This is a genomic window from Novosphingobium anseongense (assembly GCF_037482895.1).
Lineage (GTDB): Bacteria > Pseudomonadota > Alphaproteobacteria > Sphingomonadales > Sphingomonadaceae > Novosphingobium > Novosphingobium anseongense.
This window is the reverse complement of sequence record NZ_JBBHJZ010000001.1, coordinates 184,239-208,708: the sequence shown is the minus strand read 5'-3', so window position 1 is coordinate 208,708 and position 24,470 is coordinate 184,239. Positions and strand designations below refer to the sequence as shown.

Annotated in this window: 21 protein-coding genes, 1 tRNA gene and 1 pseudogene; 5 read left to right on the top strand and 18 right to left on the bottom strand. The window is 65.9% G+C overall.

The genetic code is table 11. The features are described from left to right. Positions 1-70 precede the first annotated feature (70 nt). Entirely contained in the window at positions 71-1,582 is a 1,512-nt protein-coding gene (locus WG901_RS00960; protein WP_339585156.1) for a hypothetical protein, read from the bottom strand. 28 nt (positions 1,583-1,610) lie between these two features. Continuing rightward, positions 1,611-1,686 (bottom strand) — tRNA-Trp (locus WG901_RS00955). A 113-nt stretch (positions 1,687-1,799) separates the two neighbouring features. Here WG901_RS00955 and aat point away from each other — a divergent pair. Continuing rightward, entirely contained in the window at positions 1,800-2,597 is a 798-nt protein-coding gene (gene aat / locus WG901_RS00950) for a leucyl/phenylalanyl-tRNA--protein transferase (RefSeq protein ID WP_339585155.1), read from the top strand. A 35-nt stretch (positions 2,598-2,632) separates the two neighbouring features. Here aat and WG901_RS00945 read toward each other — a convergent pair. The 4 genes and pseudogenes from WG901_RS00945 to WG901_RS00930 form a co-directional block, all read right to left on the bottom strand. Then, positions 2,633-2,815, bottom strand: a pseudogene (locus tag WG901_RS00945) (DUF2155 domain-containing protein); the annotation flags it as partial. Positions 2,816-3,069: 254 nt separating this feature from the next. Further along, positions 3,070-3,471: an NADH:ubiquinone oxidoreductase subunit NDUFA12 gene (locus WG901_RS00940; protein WP_339585154.1), complete on the bottom strand. Its 402-nt coding sequence runs from the start codon at positions 3,469-3,471 to the stop codon at positions 3,070-3,072. Positions 3,472-3,547: 76 nt separating this feature from the next. Continuing rightward, entirely contained in the window at positions 3,548-4,051 is a 504-nt protein-coding gene (locus WG901_RS00935; RefSeq protein ID WP_339585153.1) for a DUF192 domain-containing protein, read from the bottom strand. Further along, positions 4,052-4,540, bottom strand: a complete 489-nt coding sequence (locus WG901_RS00930; protein WP_339585152.1) for a regulatory protein RecX — start codon at positions 4,538-4,540, stop codon at positions 4,052-4,054. It lies immediately after the preceding gene. Between the two features lie 228 nt (positions 4,541-4,768). Between WG901_RS00930 and WG901_RS00925 the strand changes: the two genes are divergently transcribed. Further along, a complete protein-coding gene (locus WG901_RS00925) occupies positions 4,769-6,529 on the top strand; it encodes a fatty acyl-AMP ligase (protein ID WP_339585151.1) in 1,761 nt (586 codons plus the stop codon). Here WG901_RS00925 and WG901_RS00920 read toward each other — a convergent pair. From WG901_RS00920 to WG901_RS00870, 11 genes are all read right to left on the bottom strand, one after another. After that, positions 6,526-7,011 carry a DUF421 domain-containing protein gene (locus WG901_RS00920; RefSeq protein ID WP_339585150.1) on the bottom strand — a complete coding sequence of 162 codons (486 nt, stop codon included), beginning with the start codon at positions 7,009-7,011 and terminating at the stop codon, positions 6,526-6,528. The genes WG901_RS00925 and WG901_RS00920 overlap by 4 nt on opposite strands. Continuing rightward, the gene (locus WG901_RS00915; protein ID WP_339585149.1) at positions 7,011-7,559 is read right to left on the bottom strand and encodes a hypothetical protein; all 549 of its coding nucleotides are present in this window, start codon (positions 7,557-7,559) and stop codon (positions 7,011-7,013) included. The genes WG901_RS00920 and WG901_RS00915 overlap by 1 nt, the downstream gene beginning before the upstream one ends. Before the next feature lie 38 nt (positions 7,560-7,597). Then, the gene (locus WG901_RS00910; protein ID WP_339585148.1) at positions 7,598-8,875 is read right to left on the bottom strand and encodes an MFS transporter; all 1,278 of its coding nucleotides are present in this window, start codon (positions 8,873-8,875) and stop codon (positions 7,598-7,600) included. After that, positions 8,872-10,149, bottom strand: coding sequence for an MFS transporter (locus tag WG901_RS00905; protein WP_339585147.1), 1,278 nt, complete (start codon positions 10,147-10,149; stop codon positions 8,872-8,874). Before WG901_RS00905 ends, WG901_RS00910 begins: the two co-directional genes overlap by 4 nt. Further along, positions 10,146-11,420 (bottom strand): MFS transporter, encoded by a 1,275-nt coding sequence (locus WG901_RS00900; protein ID WP_339585146.1) that lies wholly within the window; start codon positions 11,418-11,420, stop codon positions 10,146-10,148. The genes WG901_RS00905 and WG901_RS00900 overlap by 4 nt, the downstream gene beginning before the upstream one ends. Next, positions 11,417-12,664 carry an MFS transporter gene (locus tag WG901_RS00895; RefSeq protein ID WP_339585145.1) on the bottom strand — a complete coding sequence of 416 codons (1,248 nt, stop codon included), beginning with the start codon at positions 12,662-12,664 and terminating at the stop codon, positions 11,417-11,419. The genes WG901_RS00900 and WG901_RS00895 overlap by 4 nt, the downstream gene beginning before the upstream one ends. Positions 12,665-12,759: 95 nt before the next feature. Further along, positions 12,760-13,200, bottom strand: a complete 441-nt coding sequence (locus WG901_RS00890; protein WP_339585144.1) for a DUF2721 domain-containing protein — start codon at positions 13,198-13,200, stop codon at positions 12,760-12,762. Between the two features lie 67 nt (positions 13,201-13,267). Then, on the bottom strand, positions 13,268-15,196 hold the full coding sequence (acs, locus tag WG901_RS00885) for an acetate--CoA ligase (protein WP_339586614.1): 1,929 nt from the start codon (positions 15,194-15,196) through the stop codon (positions 13,268-13,270). Between the two features lie 98 nt (positions 15,197-15,294). Further along, positions 15,295-16,110, bottom strand: a complete 816-nt coding sequence (locus WG901_RS00880; protein ID WP_339585143.1) for a class I mannose-6-phosphate isomerase — start codon at positions 16,108-16,110, stop codon at positions 15,295-15,297. Continuing rightward, positions 16,107-17,144: a mannose-1-phosphate guanylyltransferase gene (locus WG901_RS00875; protein ID WP_339585142.1), complete on the bottom strand. Its 1,038-nt coding sequence runs from the start codon at positions 17,142-17,144 to the stop codon at positions 16,107-16,109. Before WG901_RS00875 ends, WG901_RS00880 begins: the two co-directional genes overlap by 4 nt. A gap of 42 nt (positions 17,145-17,186) precedes the next feature. Continuing rightward, positions 17,187-17,942 (bottom strand): TonB family protein, encoded by a 756-nt coding sequence (locus tag WG901_RS00870; RefSeq protein WP_339585141.1) that lies wholly within the window; start codon positions 17,940-17,942, stop codon positions 17,187-17,189. A gap of 116 nt (positions 17,943-18,058) precedes the next feature. Here WG901_RS00870 and WG901_RS00865 point away from each other — a divergent pair, with 116 nt between their 5' ends. After that, positions 18,059-18,781 (top strand): dienelactone hydrolase family protein, encoded by a 723-nt coding sequence (locus WG901_RS00865; protein ID WP_339585140.1) that lies wholly within the window; start codon positions 18,059-18,061, stop codon positions 18,779-18,781. Positions 18,782-19,124: 343 nt separating this feature from the next. Further along, positions 19,125-21,734: a TonB-dependent receptor gene (locus tag WG901_RS00860; protein ID WP_339585139.1), complete on the top strand. Its 2,610-nt coding sequence runs from the start codon at positions 19,125-19,127 to the stop codon at positions 21,732-21,734. Positions 21,735-21,915: 181 nt separating this feature from the next. On the opposite strand, the gene WG901_RS00855 is transcribed toward WG901_RS00860, so the two are convergent. Continuing rightward, entirely contained in the window at positions 21,916-22,977 is a 1,062-nt protein-coding gene (locus WG901_RS00855) for a phosphotransferase (protein WP_339585138.1), read from the bottom strand. Positions 22,978-23,140: 163 nt separating this feature from the next. Between WG901_RS00855 and WG901_RS00850 the strand changes: the two genes are divergently transcribed. Then, positions 23,141-24,352 (top strand): CaiB/BaiF CoA transferase family protein, encoded by a 1,212-nt coding sequence (locus WG901_RS00850; protein WP_339585137.1) that lies wholly within the window; start codon positions 23,141-23,143, stop codon positions 24,350-24,352. The last annotated feature ends 118 nt before the right edge of the window (positions 24,353-24,470 follow it).

Genomic DNA, 24,470 nt, shown 5'->3' with positions numbered 1-24,470 from the left:
AGTCTTCATCGCCGCCCCGGCTGGTGCCGGGAGGGGCGAACGATCATCTTTGTAGGAAGACGGTCGCGATCTAGCGAGCGACGGGCCGGTTTGCAAGCCGAACGAGGAACGAGTGGCGCGTCGCGAAAAGCACCTTCGCGCCTTCGGGCAGGCTGGAGGGCATGGTCCGGCCGATGAACCACAGGTAGTCGGCCTGCTTCGCCGGCTTGAAATTGTGCAGCCAGACCTTGCGACCGGGCCAGTGGACGATGCGATGCGAAGGATCGACGAAGCCCTTCCCGCCTTCCTTGAGCCGCAGCATGTGCACACCGGGAATGGCGAAATGCGAGTTGACCAGGGCGCTCTTGCGCACGGTCGCATAGCTCGTGACATGTTCGAAGGGGTTGAGCGCCCAACCCCGTGCCTCGACCACGATGATGCCGGCGACGCGCGCGCCCCGCGGCATGTAATCGAGCGCCTTGAGGATCTGCGTCGTCTCGCGCGAATTCACTTCCCAGGCGGCGCAGGTCAAGTCCAGCCGGACGAGGAACAGCACGGGCGCCAGCCAGACCAGCCAGCGCGGCGCCGACCAGTCGATCGCCAGGCAACCGATCATCAGCGAGACCGCGATCAGCCGGTAATCGGCATAGTCGCCGCCGCCGAAGTGGCGCGGCATGGCAAAGGTCAGGACCAGCAGGATCAGCGTCGCCCAGCCGAGCCGTCCGTCGATCTTGCGTGCCATCGCCGCCGCCAGCAGCACGAGCAGCGCGATCGCCAAAGTGGCGACGTCGAGCATGAACGACTGGTCGCGCATGGCCTGGATCCAGATGGCCAGCTTGAAAATGCCGACACCCGATCCGTACGACAGCGCCCCCTTGGCGCCCCCGCTGAGCAGCATCGGTATCAGCGGAAAGACCAGCGGCCAGGTCGCAAGCACGGCGTGCAGGCTCTTGCGCTTGTGGAATTCGTAGCCGAACACCAACACGCCGAGCACGCCCCAGCCCGAAGCGTGGCACAGCCACATAGCCAGACCGATCGGGATAAACGGCAGCCAGCGGCGCGGCCAGGCGTCGAGCCGGACCCAGAGCGCGAAGGACAGCAGCACCAGTGCCAGCGACAGGCAGAAGTTGTAGAAGCCCAGCACCATCGCGGGCGACCAGATGAAGGTCAGCGCCATCAGCGTGGCGATGCCGATGCGCCGGCGCAGGACCCATTCGACCGCGATCAGGCCCAGCGCGGTCAGCGGCGGGATGATCATGCCGATCACCCTCCCCGCTGGCTCGAGCCCGATCAGCTTGGCCAGCGGCCAGATCAGCAGGTCGACGCCCAGATTGCCGGTCAATTGCCAGTGGAAGTCGTAGTAGCGCGCGAGGAACGGGTCGCGACCGCCGTCGAGCATGATGCCGTAGCGCGCGAGGTGCGAAGGATAGTCGGTCAGCTGGGGATGCGCGGCGACGATAAAAGGCATCGCCGAAAGCAATGCGAGGAACAGCGCCAGAAACAGCCCTTCGCGGGAAGACACGCGCGCCAGTGCGAGGCGGAGGACGGTTGGCCCCTCGCCGGATTCGCGCTTGTGCCGCATCATCGGCGGGGATGATTCCATCGGCTTTTCAGCTTCCTTGGGGGAATGCTGGCAGGAGTGCACGGACTCGAACCGTGGGCCCTCGGTTTTGGAGACCGATGCTCTACCAACTGAGCTACACTCCTGCGGGCCGGCTGCCTCTAGGGGGTGTCGGCGGCGATGGCAAGGTGGTGCAATCAGAAAATCCTACCCCAGCCGGGAGGTTTGGATTGCCCGCACGCTCTGCTAGACTCGCGCCGTGCACGCTCCCGCAACGCCACCGATCATCGACCCGGATCTTCTTCTGCTGGCCTATCGCAGCGGCATATTCCCTATGGCCGATCACCGCGACGACCCCGAAATCTTCTGGGTCGAGCCGCGCAAACGCGCGATCCTGCCGCTCGACGGCCTCCACCTGTCGAAATCACTGGCGCGGACCCTGCGGCGCGGACGCTTCGCCGTGACCTGCAACACGGCCTTCGCCGCGGTGATGGAATCCTGCGCGGCGCCGCGCCGCGACGGCAGCGGCGAAAGCTGGATCAGCCACCGCATCGCCGCGAGCTATCAGCACCTGCACGAACTCGGCCAGGCCCACTCGATTGAGTGCTGGCAGGATGGCCAGTTGGTAGGTGGGCTCTACGGCGTCGGCTTCGATCGCGTGTTCTGCGGCGAATCGATGTTCAGCCGCGTTCCCGATGCCTCGAAAGTCGCGCTGGCCTGGCTCGTTGCAGCCCTGCGCCGCTGCGGAGCGGAACTGCTCGATTGCCAGTTCATTACGCCGCACCTCGCCTCGCTGGGCGCGGTGGAGATCAGCCAGCGGCGGTACGTGACGCTGCTAAGCGCCGCGCAGCCGCCCTATTCGGGAGTCGGGGTAGAGGCCGGCGCGCGTGCGGGCGAAGCGGTTGCGCTCGGCGCAGGACGCGGCGATGCGGTCGGCGAGGGCGACGCGGAAGCGCTGGCCCTGCCCGCAGGCTTCGCGGCACTGCTCGCCGAGGCCGAGGGATCGGCCTCCTCGCCCGGGAACTTCATCGCGCAGTCCTTGACCCAGACGTCGTAGACCGGGTGTTCGATCACGTTGAGCGACGGCGAATTCTTGAACAGCCAGCCCGAGAAGATCTTCCGCCATGAAAGCGGCTCGGTTGTGCGCGCGCGTTCCTCGACGAAGACTTGGACGAAAGCGCCGACCTCGGCGGGACTCTCCCAGGGTAGCGTCCGTTCGCAGCTCGCGAGGCGCACGATGACGTTGCCGACCCGGCGCGATTCGCCGGACTTCATCACGAGGTCCTGCGACAGGTTGTTGCGCTTGTTGAGCAAGCCGATCGTCGCGACGCGATCCTTGACTGGCGTGCCGAACTGGCTCTCGACCGCGGAAATCCCGACCGGGGCAGCGGACACCGCCTTGGGAACCTCGGTCGCAGCCGGATCGGCGCCTTGCTCGTCGCCGCGATTGCAGCCCGCGAGGGCCACGACCAGCAGAAGAGCGGCTGGCACAAGAACGGATGTCCGGCGCATCGGCCGCGTCATCGTCCTTAAGCGTCCGGTGACCAGGCCTGGTAGTCGCCCGTAGCCTGCGCACGCCGGCCACCGCGCTCGAGCGCGCCCTGCGGACGATAGGCCTGATCGGTACCCGTCGCATTGGGGGTATAGTCCACCTCCCAGATTCGCGGCGGCGGCAGATTGCTCTGGGGCACGCCATCGAAACTGCCGTGCAGCCAGCCGTGCCATTCGGCGGGCACGCGGCTGGCGTCGTTGGCGCCCGAATAGATCACCCAACGGCGCTCGAGCCCGTCGACGTTCTTCGGCTTCTTGCCGCGATAGTAGCGATTGCCCTGGGCGTCGGTGCCCACGTGCTCACCACGCAGCGACGAATCGAGCAGCGTGCCGATGGTCGCGCCATCCCACCAGGTGAAGATCTTCGAGAGGATACCCATGGTGCCGGCGCCTAGCGGATTTTGGGGGTCAGGGGCAAGCGTCCAGTAACCGATGACGGACGCGAAAGAAGCTACCTTACCAGTCCACCTTGTCGCCTGCGACGATGCCAAGCGCCGCCGCGCGTCCGCCGATCAGCTCGAGCACTGCGCTGACCTTGCCCGCCGACGGGATCGGCGTTTCCGCATAGGGCACGGCATTGGCGGCGATATTGAGCACGCGACGGTCCTCGCCGACGAAGATGATGTCGAGCGGGATCACCGTGTTGCGCATCCAGAAGCTGGCCAGGCGGGGCGGGTCCATGGGAAAGATCATGCCCTCGTTCGCGCCCATCTGCGTGCGGAACATCAAGCCTTTGGCCTGTTCCGCGCTGGTGCTCGCCAGTTCGACGCGGAAGGCGTGCCGGCGGCGATCATGCGTGACCGTGAGCGGCACCACCGGCAGACCGGATTCGGCGTGCCGCGCGACCGTCGCCTGGGGCGGTGTCTTCGCAGCGGTGTCGTTGGGCTGGGTCGAACAGGCGGCCAGCATCAGGCCGACCGCGATAAGGCCTCGCGTTCCCCATGACGGCATCGATCGCATCTATTCGTCCTCCAGCGCGGCCCATTCCTCGGCCGCCTCAATGGACGCGGCATCGACCAATTCGCGAGCGCTGTCCAGACCATGGCCGGCGCGCAGCATCGCGGCGATCTGCTTCTCGCGCAGCGCCCGATCGCGTTCCGAAACGTCACCGCGTCCGAACGGACCGAAGCCGCGCTTGCGCGCCAGGGCAAGCGCGGCGCGGCGCTGGGCGCCTTCGCCCGCGCGGACCTCGGCACGGACATCCTCGTCGATCCCGGCCGCGCCGAGCGCCTGGTTCACGCGCCGCTGGCCATAGCCGCGACGCAGCAGGCTGCCGCTCTTGGCGCGCGCGAAAGCGGCGTCGTCGACATATCCGGCCGCCACGAAACGCTCGACCAACGAAGTCACCGGCGCCTGTCCTTCGCCATCCCAGCCGCGCTCGCGCAGCTTGCGCGCGAGGTAACCTTCGAGCTTGGCGCGGCTGGTGGCAAAGCGTGCGACATAAGCCAAAGCCAGCTCTTCCAGCCTCGACGCGGTGATCGGCTTGGGTGCCGATTTGGGACCGCGACGCGGCCCGGTAGCTGGGGATTGTGACACCATTGCCCTATTCGTGCCACAGTCGCCTCAGAATGGGAAAGCCCGCGAACGGAGGGTTTTTGCCATGCCCGGATCGAAGGTTTCCGGTATAGGGCATCGGCACATCGCCATAAATCTTGTAACAACAACGGGTTACCGCACATGACCGACACCGCCACGCTGGTGCCGACGGCTAATAACAACCTCATTCCGACCGCAAACGAAGACGATCTTCCGCGCCGCTACGCCGATTTCGACAACTTTTGCGAAGCGATCGACTACGCTGCCCAGGGCAAGCGCGGGCTGAACTTCCACGATCCGCGCGGCACGCTGGTGCGCCCTTACCCCTTCTCTGAGCTCCGCCAGGATGCGCTCGCGATGGCCTATCGCTTGATCGCGCACGGCGTGAAGCCGGGGGATCGCATCGCCCTGATCGCCGAGACCGGTCCGCACTTCGCCGCGCTGTTCTGCGGTGCGGTCTATGCCGGTGCCTGGCCCGTTCCTCTGCCGTTGCCGACCAGCTTTGGCGGCAAGGACAATTACATCGACCAGATCTCCGTGCAGATGGCCTCTGCGGAGCCCAGGATGCTGCTGTTCCCGGCCGAGCTCGAAACGATGGCACTTGCCGCCGCCGAGCGTCAGGGCTGCGAAGGCGTGGTCTGGGAGGCTTTCGCGCAGGAAGCGGCGACGGAAGTTGCTCTGCCGACTCCCGCACCGGACGACATCTGCTTCCTCCAGTATTCGAGCGGCTCGACCCGCTTCCCGCACGGAGTCGCGGTCACGCACCGCTCGCTGCTGGCGAACCTCGCCGGGCATAGCCACGGAATGAACATCGGCCCGAGCGACCGGTGCGTCTCGTGGTTGCCCTGGTACCACGACATGGGTCTGGTCGGCTGCTTCCTCTCGCCGATCGGCAACCAATTCTCGGTCGATTACCTCAAGACCGAGGATTTCGCCCGTCGCCCGCTCGCCTGGCTGGACCTGATCAGCCGCAACCCGGGCACCTCGGTCAGCTTTTCGCCGACCTTCGGCTACGACATCTGCTCGCGCCGCGTCTCGAGCCAGACCAACGTCGCCGAACGCTTTGATCTGTCGCGCTGGCGGCTGGCCGGCAACGGTGCCGACATGATCCGGCCCGACGTGATGCAGGCCTTCGTCAACACCTTCGCCCCGGCGGGCTTCAAGGCCGGCGCCTTCATGCCGAGCTACGGCCTCGCCGAGGCCACGCTCGCGGTCACGCTGATGCCGCCGGGCGAGGGCATCCGCGTCGAGCTGGTCGAGGAGGAGCGCCTGTCGGGCTGCCCGCGTGACCTCAGCCGTCCCGCCCGCTACCGCGCAATCGTCAACTGCGGCAAGGTCGTGCGCGGCATGGAGCTCGAGATCCGCGGCGAAGCCGGCCACGCGCTGGCTGATCACCACATCGGCAAGGTCTGGTGCCGCGGCACCAGCGTCATGCATTCCTACTACCGCGACCCCGAGGCGACCGAGGCCTGCATGGTCGATGGCTGGCTCGACACCGGCGACATGGGCTACCTCGTCGATGGCTACCTGTTCATCGTCGGCCGGGCGAAGGACATGATCATCATCAACGGCAAGAACCACTGGCCTCAGGATATCGAGTGGGCCGTGGAACAGCTTCCGGGCTTCCACCAGGGTGACATCGCTGCCTTCAGTCTCGAGACCGAGAACGGCGAGGAAGTGCCGGCCGTGCTCGTCCACTGCCGTGTTTCCGATCCGATCGAGCGCATCAAGCTGCACGACGAGATCCGCGACAAGGTCCGCTCGATCACCGGCATGAACTGCATCGTCGAACTGGTTCCTCCGCGCACCCTGCCGCGTACCAGTTCGGGCAAGCTCAGCCGTGCCAAGGCCAAGAAGCTCTACCTGGCGGGCGAGATCGAACCCTTCAAGCTGGCGGCCTAGGCCGCCGACGTTTCCTCGCCGCCACGCGGGTCCGGATCGCCGTCGTCCTTGCGGATGAAGCTTATCCGGCCCTGCGGCTCGAGGATCGCCCAGGCGACCTGATCGGGACGGGCGATGCCCGCGAGCCGCATCTCGGCGGCGAACTCGTCCTTGTCGATGCCCTCGCGGTTGAGATTGCGCTCGATCATCGCGCCATCCTGCATCAGCACGACCGGCGCTCCTTCGAGCACGCGGCGCACCCGTCCCGAACGATGGCTGAGCGCGTTGAACGCGAGGCTCCAGGCCGCGAAGGTAAAGATCGCCAGGGTTGCGCCCGTGGCCGAGAAATCCTGGTGCGTGACGCCCTGCTGGATCAGATCGCCCATGACGATCAGGGTCACAAGCTCGAACGGCGCGAGTTGGCCGAGCTCGCGTTTGCCCATCAGCCTCAGCAGCCCGTAGACCACGAGGAACATCACGGACGCGCGGAGCACGATTTCCATCAGGGCAAGACCGTCACGGCAATGGGCACTTCGATCAGCCGTCGCTCACCATCGAGCACCGCGACCTTGCCCTCGAGCCGCCGCAGTCCACGCGGCTGTATCTGACCGTCGATCTTCAGCACGAAGCGTTCGCCGGCCTTGATCGGGCCAAAGCTGTAAGTGAACCTGTCGTCGAGCGTGTCGACTTTCTCGGCATCGGGCACGGTCGTATCGATGCTCATGCCGCGCCACAGCGGCTGATCGATAGCGATCGCCAGATCGTTGATGTCGGCTCGGGGCTCGACAACCACACGCGTCTCGAACCAGTTGCCGCTGCGCAGAATGTCGGGCGTTTCCACCGCCAGCGACACCTGCTGCCCCCGCGCGGCGAAGATCTTCTCGTCTCCACCGCCAAGCCAACCGAGCAGCGCCGCCATCAGCGGTCCGCCGATCAGCACCACCGTGAGCGAGGTTCGCAGCCAGCCCGATGATGCCGGCGCCAGATGCCTGGCCTCGATGCCGATCGGCCTCTCGAGCGTGCGGGCAGCGATGGATTCGTCTTGCGGCATGGCGGCGGATACAACCGCCGCGCCGCGCGCTTGTTCCTTTAGGCGAAGGCTTCGGCCTCGGGCTCCTTCTTCTCCCACTTGGGATAGGCCGGCAGGCTGATGATCATCAGGCCGCCCAAGGTGCAGCCGATCGCACCGGCGAGCAGGAACCACTCATAGCCGCCGAACACGTCGTAGACGCGCCCCGCCGCCAGCGGTCCCATGCCTGCGGCGAGCGCCATCAGCGCGGCCATCACGCCATAGATCACGCCGAAGCTCTTCATCCCGCCGTAGCTGGCCGTCAGGAACCCGGTGATCTGGGTCTTGGTGCCCGCGGCATAGCCGTTGACGATCAACGCGAAGACGATCAGCGCGGGTGAGCGCACGCCGTCCATCAGCGCCGCGAAGGTCAGCGCGGCCGCGCCCAGGGTCAGGCCGCCGATCCAGTTGGGCTTGTAGCGATCGAGCAAGGCCCCGGTGATGAGCTTGCCGACAATGCCGGCGATCCCGCCGAGGCTGGACAGCAGCGCGGCATTGCCGCGCGAGACTCCCGCGTCGGTCAAAATCGGGATCAGGTGCGCAGCCAGGCCCTGGGTCAGCAGCATGACCACGAAGTTGGAGATGCCCACGCGCCACAGCGCCCAATCGCGCGCACCTTCGCGCACGGTCAGCCCGGGCAGGTCGACCGCATCGGCCGCACTCGCAACCGTGCCGGCCTTGGCGTGCCGGCGCGCCGCGGCGTCATGGATGTCGAAGAAGAAGAACAGGCAGAGCACGAAGGTGATCGAGCCCCAGCCCAGCCCCAGCCAGACATAGGCGGCACGCCAGCCGAATTCGGTGATCAGCCAGTTGCCCAGCGGCGGCACGATCACCTGCGACAGCGCCGTGCCGGCCATGGTCAGGCCCAGCGCAAGCCCGCGCGAGCGCTCGAACACGCCGAGCACCGCCGCGCTCCAGATCGTCGACTTGATCGTCACCGCGGCGGCGCCGAAGAACACCCAGAGCGCGACCCACTGCCAGGCCTCCCCATTGGTGAATCCGAACAGCAGCATCGAGGCCAAGGTCAGCAGCACGCCGGGCAGCGCCAGCTTGCGCGAACCGTAGCGGTCGATCAACACGCCGAAGAACGGCGAGAGCAGCGCGGTCATGATCGTCGCGATCGAGGCGCCCGACGAATAGAAGGTGCGGCTCCAGCCGAATTCGGCGCTGACCGGCTCCATGAACAGGCCGACCGTCGACAGCATGACCGAGAAGAAGCCGAAGCCGATGGCCGAAGCGAGCACCAGCGTCCAATGCTGCTTCCATTCCTGCGCCGCTGTCGGCCCCGTTCCGCTCACGCCAATCCCCTCGCATTCGGGGCCGCGGCCGAACTATCGTCGTCCCGCACCTGCCCCTCGTTCCAATCGGGATAGCGCGGCAAGGTCACGATAAGAAGCCCGCAGAACGCGCAGCCGATCGTGCCGGCGATGAGGAAGGGCTCGTAACCGCCCGTGCGGTCGTAGACCATGCCCGCGAGCAGCGGCCCGAGCGCCGATCCCAGCGCGGTCAGGCTGCCGATGAAGCCGAAGATCGTGCCGAAATTCCGCAGGCCGCCATAGCGCGAGGTCAGGTAGGAGCAGATCTGCAGCTTCGTCCCCGCCGAATAGCCGTTGATCAGCATCGCAACGACGATCAGCGTCGGCGTGCGCACGCCGTCCATGAGCAACAGGAAGGCGAAGGCGGTGAAGCCCAGGGTGATCCCGCCGACCCAGTTGGCGCGAAAGCGATCGACGAGCACGCCGGTGACGAGCTTACCCAGGATTCCCGCAAGCCCGCCCGCGCCCGCGAGCAGCGCGGCATTTTGCGCCGAGACGCCCGCCTCGATCAGGATCGGGATCTGGTGGATCAGCAGGCCGATCGTCAAAATCATCAGCACGAAGGTGGAGATCGCGATGCGCCAGAGCCCGGGATCGCGCCAAGCCTGCGGGATCGTCAGACCCGGTAGCGCGGAAGTATCCTGCTGCTGGGCGAGAAGGTCGCTCGGCGAGCGGAAGAACAGGAAACAGAGCACCAACGCGACCCCGCCCCAGCCCAGCGCGATCGCGATGTAGGCCGTACGCCAGCCGAACTGCGCAATCAGCCAGGTCGCGAGCACCGGCGCAACCGCCTGAGCGACCGCGGTCCCCGCCAGGGTGAGCCCCAGCGCGAGACCACGCCCGGCCGTGAACACCCGCGCGACGGCCGAAGTCCAGACCGTGACCGTCACGGCCAGCGAGACGAAGGCATAGACTATCCACAGCGCGACCCACTGCCAGACCGCGCCGCTGATCAGCCCGAAAGCCGCGGTACAGACTATCATCCCGGCGAGCCCGGGAATCGCCAGCCGCCGCGGCCCGCGGCGATCGATGAAAAGCCCGACGAGTGGCGACAGCAGCACGCTGAGCAGCCCGGCGATCGGCATGCCCATCGAGACGACGGTGCGGCTCCAGCCGAACTCCTCGACCAGCGGCCCAATGAAGGCGCCCATCGAGGTCGTCATGATCGCCATGAACGAAAAGCCCGTCGCGGCGGCGAGCACCAGCGTCCAGTTCGCGCGCCATTCCTGCGCGGCCGTGATTGGGGCCTGGGTCAAGCGATGGCCTCTCGAGGTTGTTCGGGTTCGCGCGGGGCGGCGTCGCCCGACCAGTCGGGATAGGCGGGCAAGCTGAACAGCAGCAGCCCGCAGATGATCGAGCCCACCGTGCCGGTGATCAGGAATGGTCCGTAGCCGCCGGTCAAGTCGAAGACGAGGCCCGCATAGACCGGCCCGACGATCAGGCCCGAGGCCATCGCGCCGTTCATCACGCCGACGAGCGTGCCGTAATTGCGCATGCCGCCGTAACGCGCGGTCAGATAGGAAACGACCTGGATCTTGGTACCCGTGGTATAGCCGTTCACCAGCATGGCGAAGACGATCAGTGTGGGCGAGCGAATGCCGTCGATCAGCAGGCCGAAGGCCAGGGCGGTCATGCCCAGGGTCAGCCCGCCGATCCAGTTCGGACGAAAACGGTCGAGCAGCACGCCTGACACCAGCTTGCCGAGCAGCCCTGCGATCCCCGCGAGACTGAGCAGCCAGGCGGCATTGCCGCGCGGCACGCCGGCCGCGCCCAGGATCGGCACGAGATGGATCGACAGGCCCAGGGTCAACACCATGGTTAGCACGGTCGAAATGCCGATCCGCCACAGCGCCGAATTGCGCCAGGCCTCGCCCAGCGTCAGCCCCGGCATCGCGGCGCGCACGTCGGCCGGCGGCTGCCCGGCAGCGGCGCTGTCGGTGGGGCGATCGCGCAGGTCGTAGAGAAAGAACAGGCAGGCCAGCAGCGTCATCCCGCCCCAGCCGAGACCCAGCCAGACATAGGTCATGCGCCAGCCGACCTCGTCTATCAGCCAGATCGTCAGCGGCGGCAGCAGAACAGAGGTCAGCGCCGATCCGCTGAAGGTGATGCCGAGCGCTAGCCCGCGCGACTTGTCGAACACGTTGGCCACGGCCGCGGTCCAGAGTGTGCCCTTGGCCATCAGCGAGACGAAGGCATAGACAAACCACAATGCGAACCATTGCGCCGGCGAGCCGTTGGCGAAGGAAAAGGCGGCAATCGACAGCGCCGTGATCGTCACTCCGGGGATCGCCAGCTTGCGCGGGCCGAAGCGATCGAACAGCAGGCCGGCGAAGGGCGAGCCCAGGGTCGTCGCCACCGCGCCGATGCTCACGCCCGAGGCGATCAGGGTGCGGCTCCAGCCAAACTCCTGGCTGATCGGCTGGATGAACATCGAGACCGTGCCCGTCATCAGCGACAAGAAGGAAAAGCCGACGAAGCAGGCGAGGACGACGCCCCAGCCTCTGCGCCATTCTTCGGCGGCGGTCATGTCGTGATTTCCTTCCAGTTCGGATAGCGCGGCAGTGTCACGATCAACAAGCCGCAGAACACGCAGCCGAAAGTGCCCGCCACCAGGAACGGCGCATAGCCCCCCGTCGTGTCGTAGACGAAACCCGCGATCATCGGCCCAAGCCCCGAGCCGAGCGAAACCAGGCTGTACATTGCCCCGAACACTGCGCCGAGATTGCGCAGGCCGGCATAGGAGGCGGTCAGGTAGGTGCAGATTTGCAGCTTCGTCCCGGCCGAATAGCCGTTGATCAGGATCGCGACGACAATCAGCACGGGCGAATGCAAGCCGGCGAGCAGCAGGGCGAAGGCGAGACCGTTCGCCGCCAGGGTCACGCCGCCGATCCAGTTGGGCCGATAACGGTCGAGCAGCGCGCCGGTGACGAGCTTGCCGACGATCCCGGCGAGCCCGAACAGGCTGGCTAGCCAGGCGGCATTGGTGCGCGAGACGCCGGCGCCCGTCAGGATCGGTACCTGGTGGATCTGCAGGCCCAGGCTGAGCAGCATCATGACGAAGGTCGATACCGCGATCGCCCAGAGCGGGCGGCTGCGCCAGGCCTCGGCAATGGTCAGCCCCGGCAGGTCGTCGGCCGGCACGGCCGCAGCGCGCTCCGGCGAGAGGCGCGAGCGATCCTTGCGGTCGTAAAGGAACAGCCAGCACAGCAGCAGGGTCACACCGCCCCACCCCAGCCCCGTCCAGACATAGGCCTGTCGCCAGCCGTAGTGCTCGATCAGCCAGTTGCACAGCGGCGGCGCGATCGCCTGGGCGGCGGCTGTACCCGACAGGGTCAGAGCCAGCGCGAGCCCGCGTCCCTTGGTAAAATGGCCCGAGACGGGCGCGGTCCAGATCGTCGTCTTCACCAGGATCGAGATCAGCGCATAGAAGGCCCAAAGCGCCAGCCACTGAACGGCGGAGCCGTTCGCCAGGCTGATCGCGCCGATCGCGAAGGCGGTAAGGAACACGCCGGGCAGCCCCAGCCGCCGCGCGCCCCAGCGGTCGATCAGCACGCCGACGAAGGGCGAGAGCAGCGCGGTGACCACCGAGGTCATCGAAGTGCCCGCTGCGATCAGGGTGCGTCCCCAGCCGAATTCGCGGCCGATCGGTTCCATGAACACGCCCATCGAGGCGGTCGGCACCGAAAAGAACGAGAAACCGACGAAGCAGGCCAGGACCAGAGCCCAGCCGCTTTTCCACTCCTCGGTCGCGTTGGACCGACTGCCGTTCAAACCTGCTCTCCCCGCGCCTCGTGGCGTCGTTTGACACCAGTGTGCCGGGGCACAGGGGCTTTGACCAGCGGCAACTTGGCCCTAAGACTTGACCCTCAAAGCTTGCGATGCAGTTCGAGCAGGTTACGATCGATCCGCAAGGACGCCGCGGCGATGCGGATCTCGCGCAGAAACAAGGTCAGGCCGGCCATCAGCAGCCCGACCGCGACGAGAAAGAAGCCCGCGGCGACCTTTTCGAGCGGATAGTTGAACAGCTCTTCGAGGAAGAGGATCGCCACGGTCGTCCCGATCGCCAGGCAGCCGATCACGAGGAACAGGATCGAACGCGTGATCAGGTGGATACGCCGATCGACCGTGCGGATTTCCTGGACGACGAGATCGTGCTCGTCGCCGGTCGTCGTGGCGTGGAGATCCTGCAGCTTGCGCGCGCGATCGACCGTACGGCCGAGCCGGGTCGACAGGATGTTCATGATGTTGCCTATCGCCACCAGCATGAACACCGGTGCGAGCGCGAGCTGGATGGTGTGAGCGATCATGGACTTTGGCTACCGCTGTGCATGGGCTTCGACAAGCTCAGCGGTAGCTCGTCGAAGCCCATAGGCCCTAACCCCGCGTCGCGATCAGGGTATCGACCACGCCCGGATCGGCGAGGGTCGAGGTATCACCCAGGTTCGACGTGTCGTTCTCGGCGATCTTGCGCAGGATGCGGCGCATGATCTTGCCCGAGCGCGTCTTGGGCAAAGCCGGCGCGAAATGGATCACATCGGGCGTTGCGATCGGGCCGATCTCGCGGCGGACCCATTGGACCAGTTCCTTGCGGATCTCGTCGCTCTCGGCCTCGCCGGCGTTGAGCGTGACATAGGCATAGATGCCCTGCCCCTTGATCTCGTGCGGCATGCCGACGACCGCGGCCTCGGCGACCTTGGCGTGAGCGACCAGCGCGGACTCGACCTCGGCCGTGCCCATGCGGTGACCCGAGACGTTGATCACGTCGTCGACCCGGCCGGTGATCCAGTAATAGCCGTCCGCGTCGCGCTTGCAGCCATCGCCGGTGAAGTACTTGCCGCGATAGGTGGTAAAATAGGTCTGGAAGAAGCGTTCGTGATCGCCCCAAACCGTACGCATCTGGCCGGGCCAGCTTTGCGTGATGCAGAGGTTGCCCTCGGTCGCGCCTTCGAGGACCGCGCCGTCGCCGTCGACGAGCTGCGGCACCACGCCGAACATCGGGAACGCGGCGGCGCCGGGCTTGAGCGCATGGGCGCCGGGCAGCGGCGTCATCATGCAGGCGCCGGTCTCGGTCTGCCACCAGGTGTCGACGATCGGGCAGCGCTCGTCGCCGACGACGCGCCAGTACCATTCCCAGGCCTCGGGGTTGATCGGCTCGCCGACCGAGCCGAGCAGCCGCAGCGACGAGCGGTCGGTCTTCTTCACCCATTCGTCGCCCTCGCGCATCAGCGCGCGCAAGGCCGTAGGGGCACCGTAGAAGATGTTGACCTGGTAGCGGTCGACGATCTGCCAGAAGCGGCTGTGATCGGGATAGTTGGGCACGCCCTCGAACATGACCTGGGTCGCGCCGTTCACCAGCGGGCCGTAGACGACGTAGGAATGGCCGGTGACCCAGCCGACGTCTGCCGCGCACCAGTAGACCTCCCCGGGGCGGTAGTCGAACACGTAGTGGTGCGTCATCGCCGCCCAGGTCAAATAGCCGCCGGTGGTATGGAGCACGCCCTTGGGCTTGCCGGTAGAACCCGACGTGTAGAGGATGAACAGCGGGTCCTCCGCGCTCATCTCCTCGGCCGGGCAATCAGCCGAAGCCACCGCGCGCTCCTCGTGCCACCAGTGGTCACGACCCTCGGCCAGGGTCACACTGCTGCCGACGTGGCGGACGACCAGCACGGCATTCACAGAAGTGCAGTGGTTCAGCGCCTCGTCGACGTTGGCCTTCAAGGGCACCGTCTTGCCGCCGCGCATGCCGCCATCGGCGGTGACCACGATCTTGCTGTCGCAGTCCTGGATGCGTCCCGCGAGCGCCTCGGGCGAGAAGCCGCCGAAAACCACCGAATGAATGGCACCGATCCGCGCGCAGGCCAGCATGGCCACGGCGGCCTCGGGGATCATAGGCAGGTAGATCGTGACGCGCTCGCCCTTCTTCGCGCCCAGGCGCCTGAGCGTATTGGCGAAACGGCAGACCTCCTCGTGGAGCTCGCGGTAGGTGATCCGGCGCTGCTGCGAAGGATCATCACCTTCCCAAAGGATCGCGACAGTGTCGCCGCGCTCGGCCAGATGGCGATCGAGGCAGTTCGCCGCGACGTTCAGCGTGCCGTCGGAGAACCACTCGATGCCGAAATCCGCCTCGTCGAACGAGCTCTTCGACAGCCTCGTCCAAGGTTTGATCCAGTCGAGCCGAGCCGTCTCCTCGCGCCAGAACGCCTCGGGCTCCTCGATCGAACGGCGGTACTTCTCGGCATAACCCGCGGCATCGACATAGGCGCGCGCCGCCCATTCGGCGGGGACGGGATGGATCGTGGACAGAACAGGTCTCCTCTCGGCCCGGGACTTTGCGCCCCCCGGCCCGCAGGATCAAGCCGCCAACAGTTGCAAAAACCTGCTCGCAGCCCGCGTGCGGTGCATCACCGATGCAACGGCTGCGCGATCAGGCAGGTGCCGTTTTCATCGAAAGCCACTTGATCGAAATCGACCGCGAGCCCGCACCCACCGGGCAGAACTGCCTCGGCGCCGATCTTGGCCGTGCCCTTGCGCGGGATAACCAGCAGCGGCGCGCCACCATATCGCAGGGCGACGTCCTCGTTCGGTAGGCCCTCGATCTGGTCGAGCCGGAACAGCGGCCCCTCGACCAGAGTCACGTCTTCGCGATCGGGCACCGACAGCTTGTATTCGCGCGGATAAGGCACGCCCTTGGCCACGGCCACACCTTCGTCGAGATGCAGTTCGCGCGGGCGGCCGTAATCGTAAAGCCGATAGGTTATGTCGCTGTTCTGCTGAACCTCGATAAGGCTCACCCCTGCACCGATCGCGTGAACCGTACCCGCAGGAATATAGAAGAAGTCGCCGGGTCGGACCCTGTGCCATTGCATAAGATCCTCGATCGAACCGTCCTGCGCAGCCGTGCGCAAAGCCTCGGGCGAGAGCGGCTGCTGGAAGCCGATGCCCAGCTTCGCCTCGGGCTCCGCATCGACGATCAGCCAGCATTCCTCCTTGCCCTGGGGGCCGATCCCCTTGGCCAAAGTCTCGGTATCGGAGGGATGGACCTGGACCGACAGCGCCTCGCTGGTGAAGATATACTTGACCAGCAGCTGCGGCAGCGCCGCGGGCGGTTCGAACCAGATTTCGCCGATCCGCTTGCCGGGCGGTGCCGAAAAGGGTGCCGGTAGCGTGTCCTTGCCCCAGGGTTTCTCGACCTCCCGGATGGGCAAGGTGGCGCTCATTGGTTCACCGCTCCCGATAGCTTGCCGACGAGTTGGGTGCCCGCAGCCGTTGTGACGAGGACCTCGTCGCCGTCGACCACGACGATGACGTTCTCGAGCCCGATGACCGACACGCGCGGTCCGTCGGTGTCGACCAGGACATTGCGACAGTCGACGAGTTCGACGCGTCCGATCGCGACATTGCCGTCTGCGTCACGATCGCGCGCCTCGTGCAGCGACTGCCAGTTGCCGATGTCGGACCAGCCCATGTCGGCAGGCACCATGGCCGCGCGACTGGTGTTTTCCATCACCGCATAGTCAACCGACTCGCTCTTCACCTCGGCGAAAGCCTCGGGCTGCGGATAGAAGCGGCGGTTGTCGTCGACGCCCTGCTCGACCGAACGACGCACGGCATCGAGGATCGCGGGCCGGTGCGCTCCGAGCTCGGCCAGGAAGTCACGCGCGCGGAAGGCGAAGATGCCGCCGTTCCAGGCATAGATGCCGGCATCGAGGAACCCTTGCGCGCGTTCGCGGTCGGGCTTCTCGACGAACTGGTCGACTCGGAAACCCGATCCGCCGATCGTCTCGCCGCGCTTGAGATAGCCATAGCCGGTCTCGGGCGTCTTCGCCTCGATCCCGAAGGACACGAGCCACCCCTCCTCGGCCAAAGCTGCCGCAGTCTTCGCCGCCGCCACGAAGGTACTGCAATCGGCGATGTGATGATCGCTCGGGCAGACGAGCATGATCGCGTCCTCGGGCACGCGCAGCGCCGCCAGCGCGATCGCCGCGGCCGTGTTCTTGGCCGCCGGCTCGACGATGACGCGCGCATCGGGTGCACCCGCCAGTTGATCCTCGACGTGCGGCAGATGCGCGGCGCCGGTCACCACGATCGCCGGCGCGAAACCGTCGTCGGGCGGACAACGGCCGAGCGTCGCCTCGAACAGGGTCGTATCGCCGACCAGCGGCAGAAAGGGTTTCGGTTTCACGGCACGACTGCGCGGCCACAAGCGAGTGCCGCTGCCGCCGCAGAGGATTACGGGAATGATTTGGGTCATCACTCGCTAAATGCCCGATCCGGGCGCCGGCTCCAAGCGCGTCTAGTTTTTTTCAGCCGGACCGAACCACCGCTGCTGCCAACCGAAGACCGACTCGCTTGCACGGCCCGTCGCATCGGTCGCGGGGCGGAAACGAAACCGTTCGGTCGCCAGACGGCAGGTAATCTGGTCCGCCTGCGAATCACGGCTCGCACGGTGGATGCGGCAGCCCTTGACCCTGCCGTCGACACCCACCGTCAACGCGACGACGACATAGTCGCCGAGCCGCTGCTCGCGCGTCGCCTCGGGATAGTCACGCGCCGAGTTGATGTCGCCGGCCAGCTTGACCGCCTTGGACGCCGCACCACCGCCGCCTTGGCCCATGCCGGACGATCCCGCGCCGGTTCCACTGCCCTGACCGCGGGCCCCGGTGCCCGCACCGGCATCGCCTGCGCCCGAAGCATTGGTGCTGCCCGGGCCGGCGACAGGGGCGGCCGCCTGGCTCGCAATGACGATCTGCGGGCTCGGCGCCGCGATAGGTCGCGGCACCGCCTGTCTGCCTGCCGCGGCTGCCGGCGCCTCCGGCTGCGGCGCCAGCGACGGTGCTGCGGGCTGAGCTAGTGGCGTGGGCGCCGGTGGTGGTGGTGACGTGGTAACGGTCACGGTGACCGTCCCGAAGACCTGGTCGGCAACGCGCGCGGTAAAGTCCGGCGCGAAAGCGCGGATCAGGGCGAGCAAGAGCGCGACGTGCAGCAGCACGACCACCAAGGCGACGCCCCAGCGCAGACCGCGCGGCGAGGAGTAGGCGGCGCGCCTCATCGGCCGCCTCATGCCACGGCGACAGCGCGACGACAATCGCGCCGCGGGCGGTTTGACAGGCGCCGCGGCCCCACGGCATGTTCGCGGAAACGAACAGCAATTCCAGGGAGAGAATCATGAGCACTTTCGAGACGATCCATTGCGAGCACGACAGGACGCGCCTCGAAGGTCTGATCGCGCGGCCGGCCGGCAAGGGTCCGTTCCCGACGGTGATGGTCATGCACAGTGCCAACGGCTTACGTCATCAGGTCAAGGGCACCATCGAGAAACTCGCGGCGCTCGGCTATCTGGCGATCGCCACCGACATGTACGGCCCCGACGTACAGAACGGCGCGCCCGAGGCCGCGCACGGCGCCTACATGTACTTCCTCGACGACGGCATGAAGAACGTCCGCGAACGCTCGCTCGCCTGGTTCGAGGCCGTTCGCACCCATCCCGAGGTCGATCCGGCGCGCATGGCCGCGATCGGCTACTGCTTCGGCGGCCATTGCGTGCTCGAACTCGCCCGCGCTGGGGCGGAACTCCAGGCAGTGGTCAGCTATCACGGCACGCTCAAGACGCATGCCCCGGCGCAGCCCGGCACCGTCAAATGTGACGTCGTCGCCTATTGCGGCGCGCAGGACCCCTATGCCACGCTCGAGGAAATCGAAATGCTGCGCGGCGAACTCACCAATGCCCGGGCACGTTACCAGATCACCGTGTTCGGCGAAGCCGCGCACAGCTTCACCGATCCCGATGCCGGCAAGATGGGAATGGACGGGATCCGCTATAACGCGATGGCCCACAGAATGTCCTGGGCGGGGACCGAGACGGTTCTGGAAACGCTACTCAAGGTGTGATGCAACCCGGCAACACCATCTCCGCAATTCATTCGCGTGAAGCACTATTCCCTATTGTGACCAGACAGGCGGATTGCTAGAACCCCTTCAAGATAAATGAAAATCGTTCATTTACGCGACAGACCATCGCATAAATGGCCGGGGAATGAGGGATCGGTCGATGGCAACCCGCCTGATGCGATTTACGATGTCCGCCGCGCGCGGACTCATCGCTGCTGGCCCCGTCGGAAGGGGGCCTTATGCCGCCTGCGTCGTGCCGATGATCAATTCCTGACGTTCCCGATCACCGGCTCAGTCGGCAAAAAAAATGCTCAATAATGTTTCTGCGGAGGAGGAGAGAACTATGAGGAATACCATTATCAGATCGGGCCTGTTGCTCGGCGTCGCTTTCGCCGGCGTAGCCTCGGCAAATCCGGCCCTGGCGCAGTCGAGCGACGACAGCGCGACCGGCGACATCATCGTCACCGCCCAGCGCATCGAGCAGCGCCTTCTGGACGTGCCGATCTCCATCAGCGTGCTGGACAACCGCCAGTTGGCCAACCGCAACATCACCGTGGCGAACGACCTTGTGAACTACACGCCCTCGCTCTCGTCGAACGAGCGCTACGGGCCTGAGAAGCAGTCGTTCTCGCTGCGCGGCTTCAACCAGGACCAGTCGACCGCCCCTACCGTCGGCGTGTATTTCGCCGAAGTGGTCGGCGTGCGCGCCCAGGGCGGCACGACCTCGGGCAACAACGTTGGCGCCGGCGCCTTCATGGATCTGCAGAACGTCCAGGTGCTGAAGGGCCCGCAGGGTACGCTGTTCGGGCGCAACACGACCGGCGGTGCGATCCTGCTCACGCCGCACAAGCCGACCGACAATCTCGAAGGCTACATCGAGGGATCGCTCGGCAACTACGACATGAAGCGCGTCCAGGGCGCGCTGAACATTCCGCTGTCGGACACCTTCAAGGTTCGCATCGCGGGTGATCGCATGAAGCGTGACGGCTACATGCGGAGCCGCTCGGGCATCGGTCCCGACAATCTCAACGACCGCAACTATTTCGCGGGCCGCCTGAGCATCGTCGCCGACCTGACGCCCGATCTCGAGAACTATACGATCTTCCAGTACAGCAAGTCGAACACGCGCGGCTTCACCTCGCGCATCGTCGGCTACGATCCGACTGCGACCGCGGGAATCCCCGCCCTCACCGCGCTCGGCGCGAAGGGTCAGCTCGAGCGGCAGACCGCACGCGGCGATAGCATCTACGATGTCGAGTCCACGGTGGACGATCCCTATCTTCGCCTGGAGCAGTGGCAGGTGATCAACACCACCACGTGGAAAGCCAGCGACACGATCACGATCAAGAACATCGCGAGCTACGGTGAATTCCGGGAAACGACGCATTTCGACCTCTATGCTTCGAATTTCCAGGTCGGCCCGGGCGGCTTCAACCTCGCAACGGTGAATCCGCAGTTGCCGATCATCGTTCCGGCCGGCACGCGATACGGCTACATCGAGCTCGACGTCCTGCCGGGCACGGATAACTCGGCCCAATCGACCTTCACCGAAGAGCTCCAGCTTCAGGGCAATTCCGCCGACGGCAAACTGAACTACACGATCGGCGGCTACCTCGAGTTCAGCCGCCCGCTGGGCTTCAGCGGCGGCCGCACGTCATCGTTCGCCGACTGCGTCTCGCCCACCATCTTCGCCTGTACCAATCCGCTGTTCATCGGCTCGTTCTCGGAATCGCGGACCAAGCTGTCGTTCGATAACCACGGCGTCTTCGCCCAGGCGAGCTACAAGTTCACCGACCGGCTCACGCTGACCGCCGGCGGCCGCTACACCTTCGACAAGATCACCGGCATCACCGCCGGTACCCGCGCTTCGTTCGCCCAGCCGACGGCGGTCAACAACTTCGTCGACCCGGTCACGGGTGTCCGGCTGACGCGAGTCTGCACCGACACCTTCCGTCACAACATCGGCAACATCCCTGGCGGAGATCCCGCGCCCTGCATCACCCCGCTCGAGAACAAGTCGAACAAGCCGACCTGGGTGGTCAATCTCGACTATAAGCCCACGGACGACGTGATGATCTACGGCAAGTACGCCCGTGGTTATCGCCAGGGCGGCATCAATTTCACCAATCCTGGTGTGGAGACCTGGGGTCCGGAAAGCCTGGACTCCTTCGAAGTGGGCGCCAAGACGTCGTTCCGCGGCGCAGTTAGCGGCTATTTCAACCTGGCAGGCTTCTACAACAAGCTGTCGGACGTGCAGATCTTCGCTGGCCTCACCTCGGGTCAGGCGAACGTTTCGGGCGGTGCGGCGATCGTCGCGGCGGGCAAGGCGCGCAGCTACGGTCTTGAAGCCGATGGCTCGCTGACCTTCTTCGACAGCCTGCGCTTCGACGTCGGCTATGCCTATCTGGATACCAAGATCCAGCAGATTCCCACGGCGGCAGAACTGCTGGCGACGGGCATCCTCAACGGCACGCCGTTCATCGCGATCACGCCCTCGGTTCTGCCGGGCAGCGAGTTCACGCTGGCTCCGAAGCACAAGCTGACCCTCACCGGTACTTACACGCTGCCGCTCGACGAGAGCTTCGGCAAGCTGTCGGTGGGTGGTACGCTGGCTTACCAGTCGCGCCAGATCGCCAACGGCGGCATGCCTGCCGAGTGCGGCCCGACGAAGACGCCGCTGACCTCGTCGACGGTCAGCGCCACCCAGTGGTGCTTCGCCCCCACCACCACCCCGCTCGGCCGCCAGCCGGGTCGTGCGCTGGTGAACCTCAACATCAACTGGGATGGCGTGGCCGGCCTGCCGATCGATGCCGCTTTCTTCGTCACCAACCTGACCAAGAAGCAGTATTTCGTGAACACTGGCGGCGGCTTCAACTCGGGCCGCTTCGCCGACGTCCAGGTCGGCGAACCGCGCATCTGGGGCTTCCGCCTGAAGTACCGCTTCGGCAACTGAGCCAGGGGGTATCGCGCTGCCATCGGGCGGCGCGGTGCCTGCGCTTCGTCGGAGCAGAAGCGAGGCCGCGTCCGCTAGGGCGCGGCCTTCGCTATTTCTGCCAAGCGCGGCACACGGCAGACATCAAAAAGCCCGCGCCGCAACGAGCGACGCGGGCTTTCGCATCCGTCGATAGGCGTGGTCAGGCCACGCCGAGCAGACCGAAGCTGTCGTGCCGCATGACCGCACGCCCCAGCCGGTCGGTGAACTGGATCGTGATGTCGGGCGCGACGCGGCGCGTGATGCCCCACATGTAGAAGCCGTACATCACCGCCTCGCGGTACTGGAGCCAGGCTTCTTCCGCATCCGGCAAGATCAGCCCCAGACCGCGGCCGAGCTCGAGGTAATGGTTGAGCAGGTTGCGCTCTTCGGTCTCGGCCAGTTCGACGGGCAGTACCGCGCAGAGGTGGTAGGCCACATCGACCGCCCAGCCCGAACGTTGCAGAACCTGCCAGTCGATCAGGCCCGAGCCCTGGGCCGTGCGGAAGATATTGCCGGCATGGGCATCGCCGTGGACAAGGAACTGCGGACGGCCCGCATCCTTGTCGCCCAACGCGCGCATCCCGGCGATCAGTCGGGTGCCGTTGCGAACAGCGGGCGACAGATTGTCACCCCGCGGACCGTCGAGCAGGCCCTGGAGTATCTCGGCAGTCATGTGCGGCATGTTGCCCAGCGAGGCGATGCGCGGCGTGACCCAGGGCGTGCTCTCGAGCAGCGCCTGACCGCCGGCATGAAGATGGGCGATCTGCGCAAGGCTGCTGGCCGCGTCGTCGGCTGTGAAGGCCTCGAGGGCCGAGCAGAACCGCCCGCCGCCGGCGATCACGTCGCGCATGAGCAGCACACTCTGCTTGGCCTCGCGATCGGTGACGACCGCTACCGCCTCGGGCACCTGCACGTCCAGCTTGGGCGCAAGCTTCAGATAGAAGTCCCCCTCGAGCACGCAGGTTGAGCCACCCATCTTGGTCATCTCGTCGGCATCGAGCAGACCCTTCAGGCAGAAGTCCTGGGTGCCCGCCGTGCCGTCGAAGGTCGCCTTGAAGCGGATCTTGGTGGCGACGGTCTTGATCACCTCCACGATTTCGACCGACGTGACCGGGGCGCCCTGCCCGACTGAGGCCAGCGCCTGGCTCAGCCAGGCCGGGTCCAGAGCCTCTTCGCGCGTATCGGGCACGCGCAGCTTCGGCTCGGCCGGCCCCGATGACATCGGCAGCCTTGTTGATTGTTCGTCCGGCATTACTCTCCCTCTCGTCCTGAATGACGCGGCGCATATTGACCTGATTCGCGATTTCGGTCCATGCGTCACAATAGAGAATTTAACGGCGAATCCGCGAACGCGGCCAAAGCCACCGGGAGATAGGGAAAACGGCATGTCCAAACCGCTTGAAGGCATCAAGGTCGTCGAAGTCGCAATGTGGGCTTTCGTGCCCGCCTGCGGCGGCATGCTGTCGGACCTGGGTGCCGAGGTGATCAAGATCGAGCCCCCGACGGGCGATCCACTGCGGGGCCTGTCGATCGGCGCGATCGGCGGCGGCAGCAAGATCGACCTCTCGTGGGAAAGCTACAACCGCGGCAAGAAATCGGTCACGCTCGACCTCAAGCAGCCCGAGGGGCGTGAGGTCCTGGCCAAGCTTCTCGTCGATGCCGACATTTTCCTGACCAACCTCCTGCCGCCCGCGCGCAAGACGATGGGCATCGACGCCGACACGATCCGCAGCCAGTTTCCCAGCATCATCTACGCCAGCGGCAGCCCGACCGGCCCCAAGGGCCCCGACAGCGCCAAGGGCGGCTACGATTCGATCTCGTTCTGGGCACGCGGCGGCGTCTCGTCGTCGCTGACCGAGGACGATGCGGACTATCCCGTCGGCCCTCCGGGACCAGCTTTCGGCGATACGCTGTCAGGTTCGATGCTCTGCGGCGCGATCTGTGCGGCCCTGGCCAAACGCGCGATGACGGGCGAGCCGTCGACAGTCGACGTCTCGCTGCTCGGGACCGCGATGTGGTCGATGCAGCGCTTCATCGCCCAATCGACGATGGACGGCACGCAGCGCTTCCCGCGGCCGAAGTCGCCCAAGCCTTACAACGTCCTGGTCGGCAATTATCGGACCTCCGACGATCGCTTCGTTTCGCTCTGCATGTTGCAGGCCGACAAGTATTGGAAAGGCTTCTGCGAGGTCGCCGGCAAGCCCGAATGGGCCACCGACCCGCGCTATGTCGATGCCAAGGCCCGCGCGGCCAATGTCGACGAATGCCATGCCGACGTGAAGGCGCTGTTCGCCAGCAAGACGCTGGCCGAATGGAAGGACCTTCTGGGCCGCCAGGACGGCCAGTGGGATCCCGTGCAGGACGTCGGCGAGCTGCAGCACGACGTCCAGGTCAAGGCGAACAACTTCGTGCAGACCGTCGACTACGGGGACGGCACAACGATCCCGCTCGTCGCCGTGCCTTATGTCTTCGATGGCGAGCCTATGCCCGCGCGCCGTTCGCCCGAACTCGGCGCCGACAGCGACTCGGTGCTTGCCGGCCTCGGCTATGACGAGGAGGCGATCATCGATCTGAAGGTCAAAGGCGTCGTATTCTAACTTCGGCGCACCGCTCCAGCGGCGCGACCGAATGCTGCGGCAGCGAGTCGTAATCTTGACTTGATCGTTCAGAACTGCGATACTGCGTTCACGATTTCGAATTCATGCAAGAAGACAC

Coding starts and splice junctions, on each gene's coding strand:
- WG901_RS00870 (WP_339585141.1), bottom strand. CDS start 17,942: ATGAGGCGCGCCGCCTACTCCTCGCCGCGCGGTCTGCGCTGGGGCGTC.
- WG901_RS00915 (WP_339585149.1), bottom strand. CDS start 7,559: ATGCCGCAAGACGAATCCATCGCTGCCCGCACGCTCGAGAGGCCGATC.
- WG901_RS00960 (WP_339585156.1), bottom strand. CDS start 1,582: ATGGAATCATCCCCGCCGATGATGCGGCACAAGCGCGAATCCGGCGAG.
- WG901_RS00925 (WP_339585151.1), top strand. CDS start 4,769: ATGACCGACACCGCCACGCTGGTGCCGACGGCTAATAACAACCTCATT.
- WG901_RS00850 (WP_339585137.1), top strand. CDS start 23,141: ATGTCCAAACCGCTTGAAGGCATCAAGGTCGTCGAAGTCGCAATGTGG.
- WG901_RS00860 (WP_339585139.1), top strand. CDS start 19,125: ATGAGGAATACCATTATCAGATCGGGCCTGTTGCTCGGCGTCGCTTTC.
- WG901_RS00865 (WP_339585140.1), top strand. CDS start 18,059: ATGAGCACTTTCGAGACGATCCATTGCGAGCACGACAGGACGCGCCTC.
- WG901_RS00880 (WP_339585143.1), bottom strand. CDS start 16,110: ATGAGCGCCACCTTGCCCATCCGGGAGGTCGAGAAACCCTGGGGCAAG.
- WG901_RS00940 (WP_339585154.1), bottom strand. CDS start 3,471: ATGGGTATCCTCTCGAAGATCTTCACCTGGTGGGATGGCGCGACCATC.
- WG901_RS00900 (WP_339585146.1), bottom strand. CDS start 11,420: ATGACCGCCGCCGAAGAATGGCGCAGAGGCTGGGGCGTCGTCCTCGCC.
- WG901_RS00890 (WP_339585144.1), bottom strand. CDS start 13,200: ATGATCGCTCACACCATCCAGCTCGCGCTCGCACCGGTGTTCATGCTG.
- WG901_RS00875 (WP_339585142.1), bottom strand. CDS start 17,144: ATGACCCAAATCATTCCCGTAATCCTCTGCGGCGGCAGCGGCACTCGC.
- WG901_RS00935 (WP_339585153.1), bottom strand. CDS start 4,051: ATGCGATCGATGCCGTCATGGGGAACGCGAGGCCTTATCGCGGTCGGC.
- WG901_RS00920 (WP_339585150.1), bottom strand. CDS start 7,011: ATGGAAATCGTGCTCCGCGCGTCCGTGATGTTCCTCGTGGTCTACGGG.
- WG901_RS00855 (WP_339585138.1), bottom strand. CDS start 22,977: ATGTCATCGGGGCCGGCCGAGCCGAAGCTGCGCGTGCCCGATACGCGC.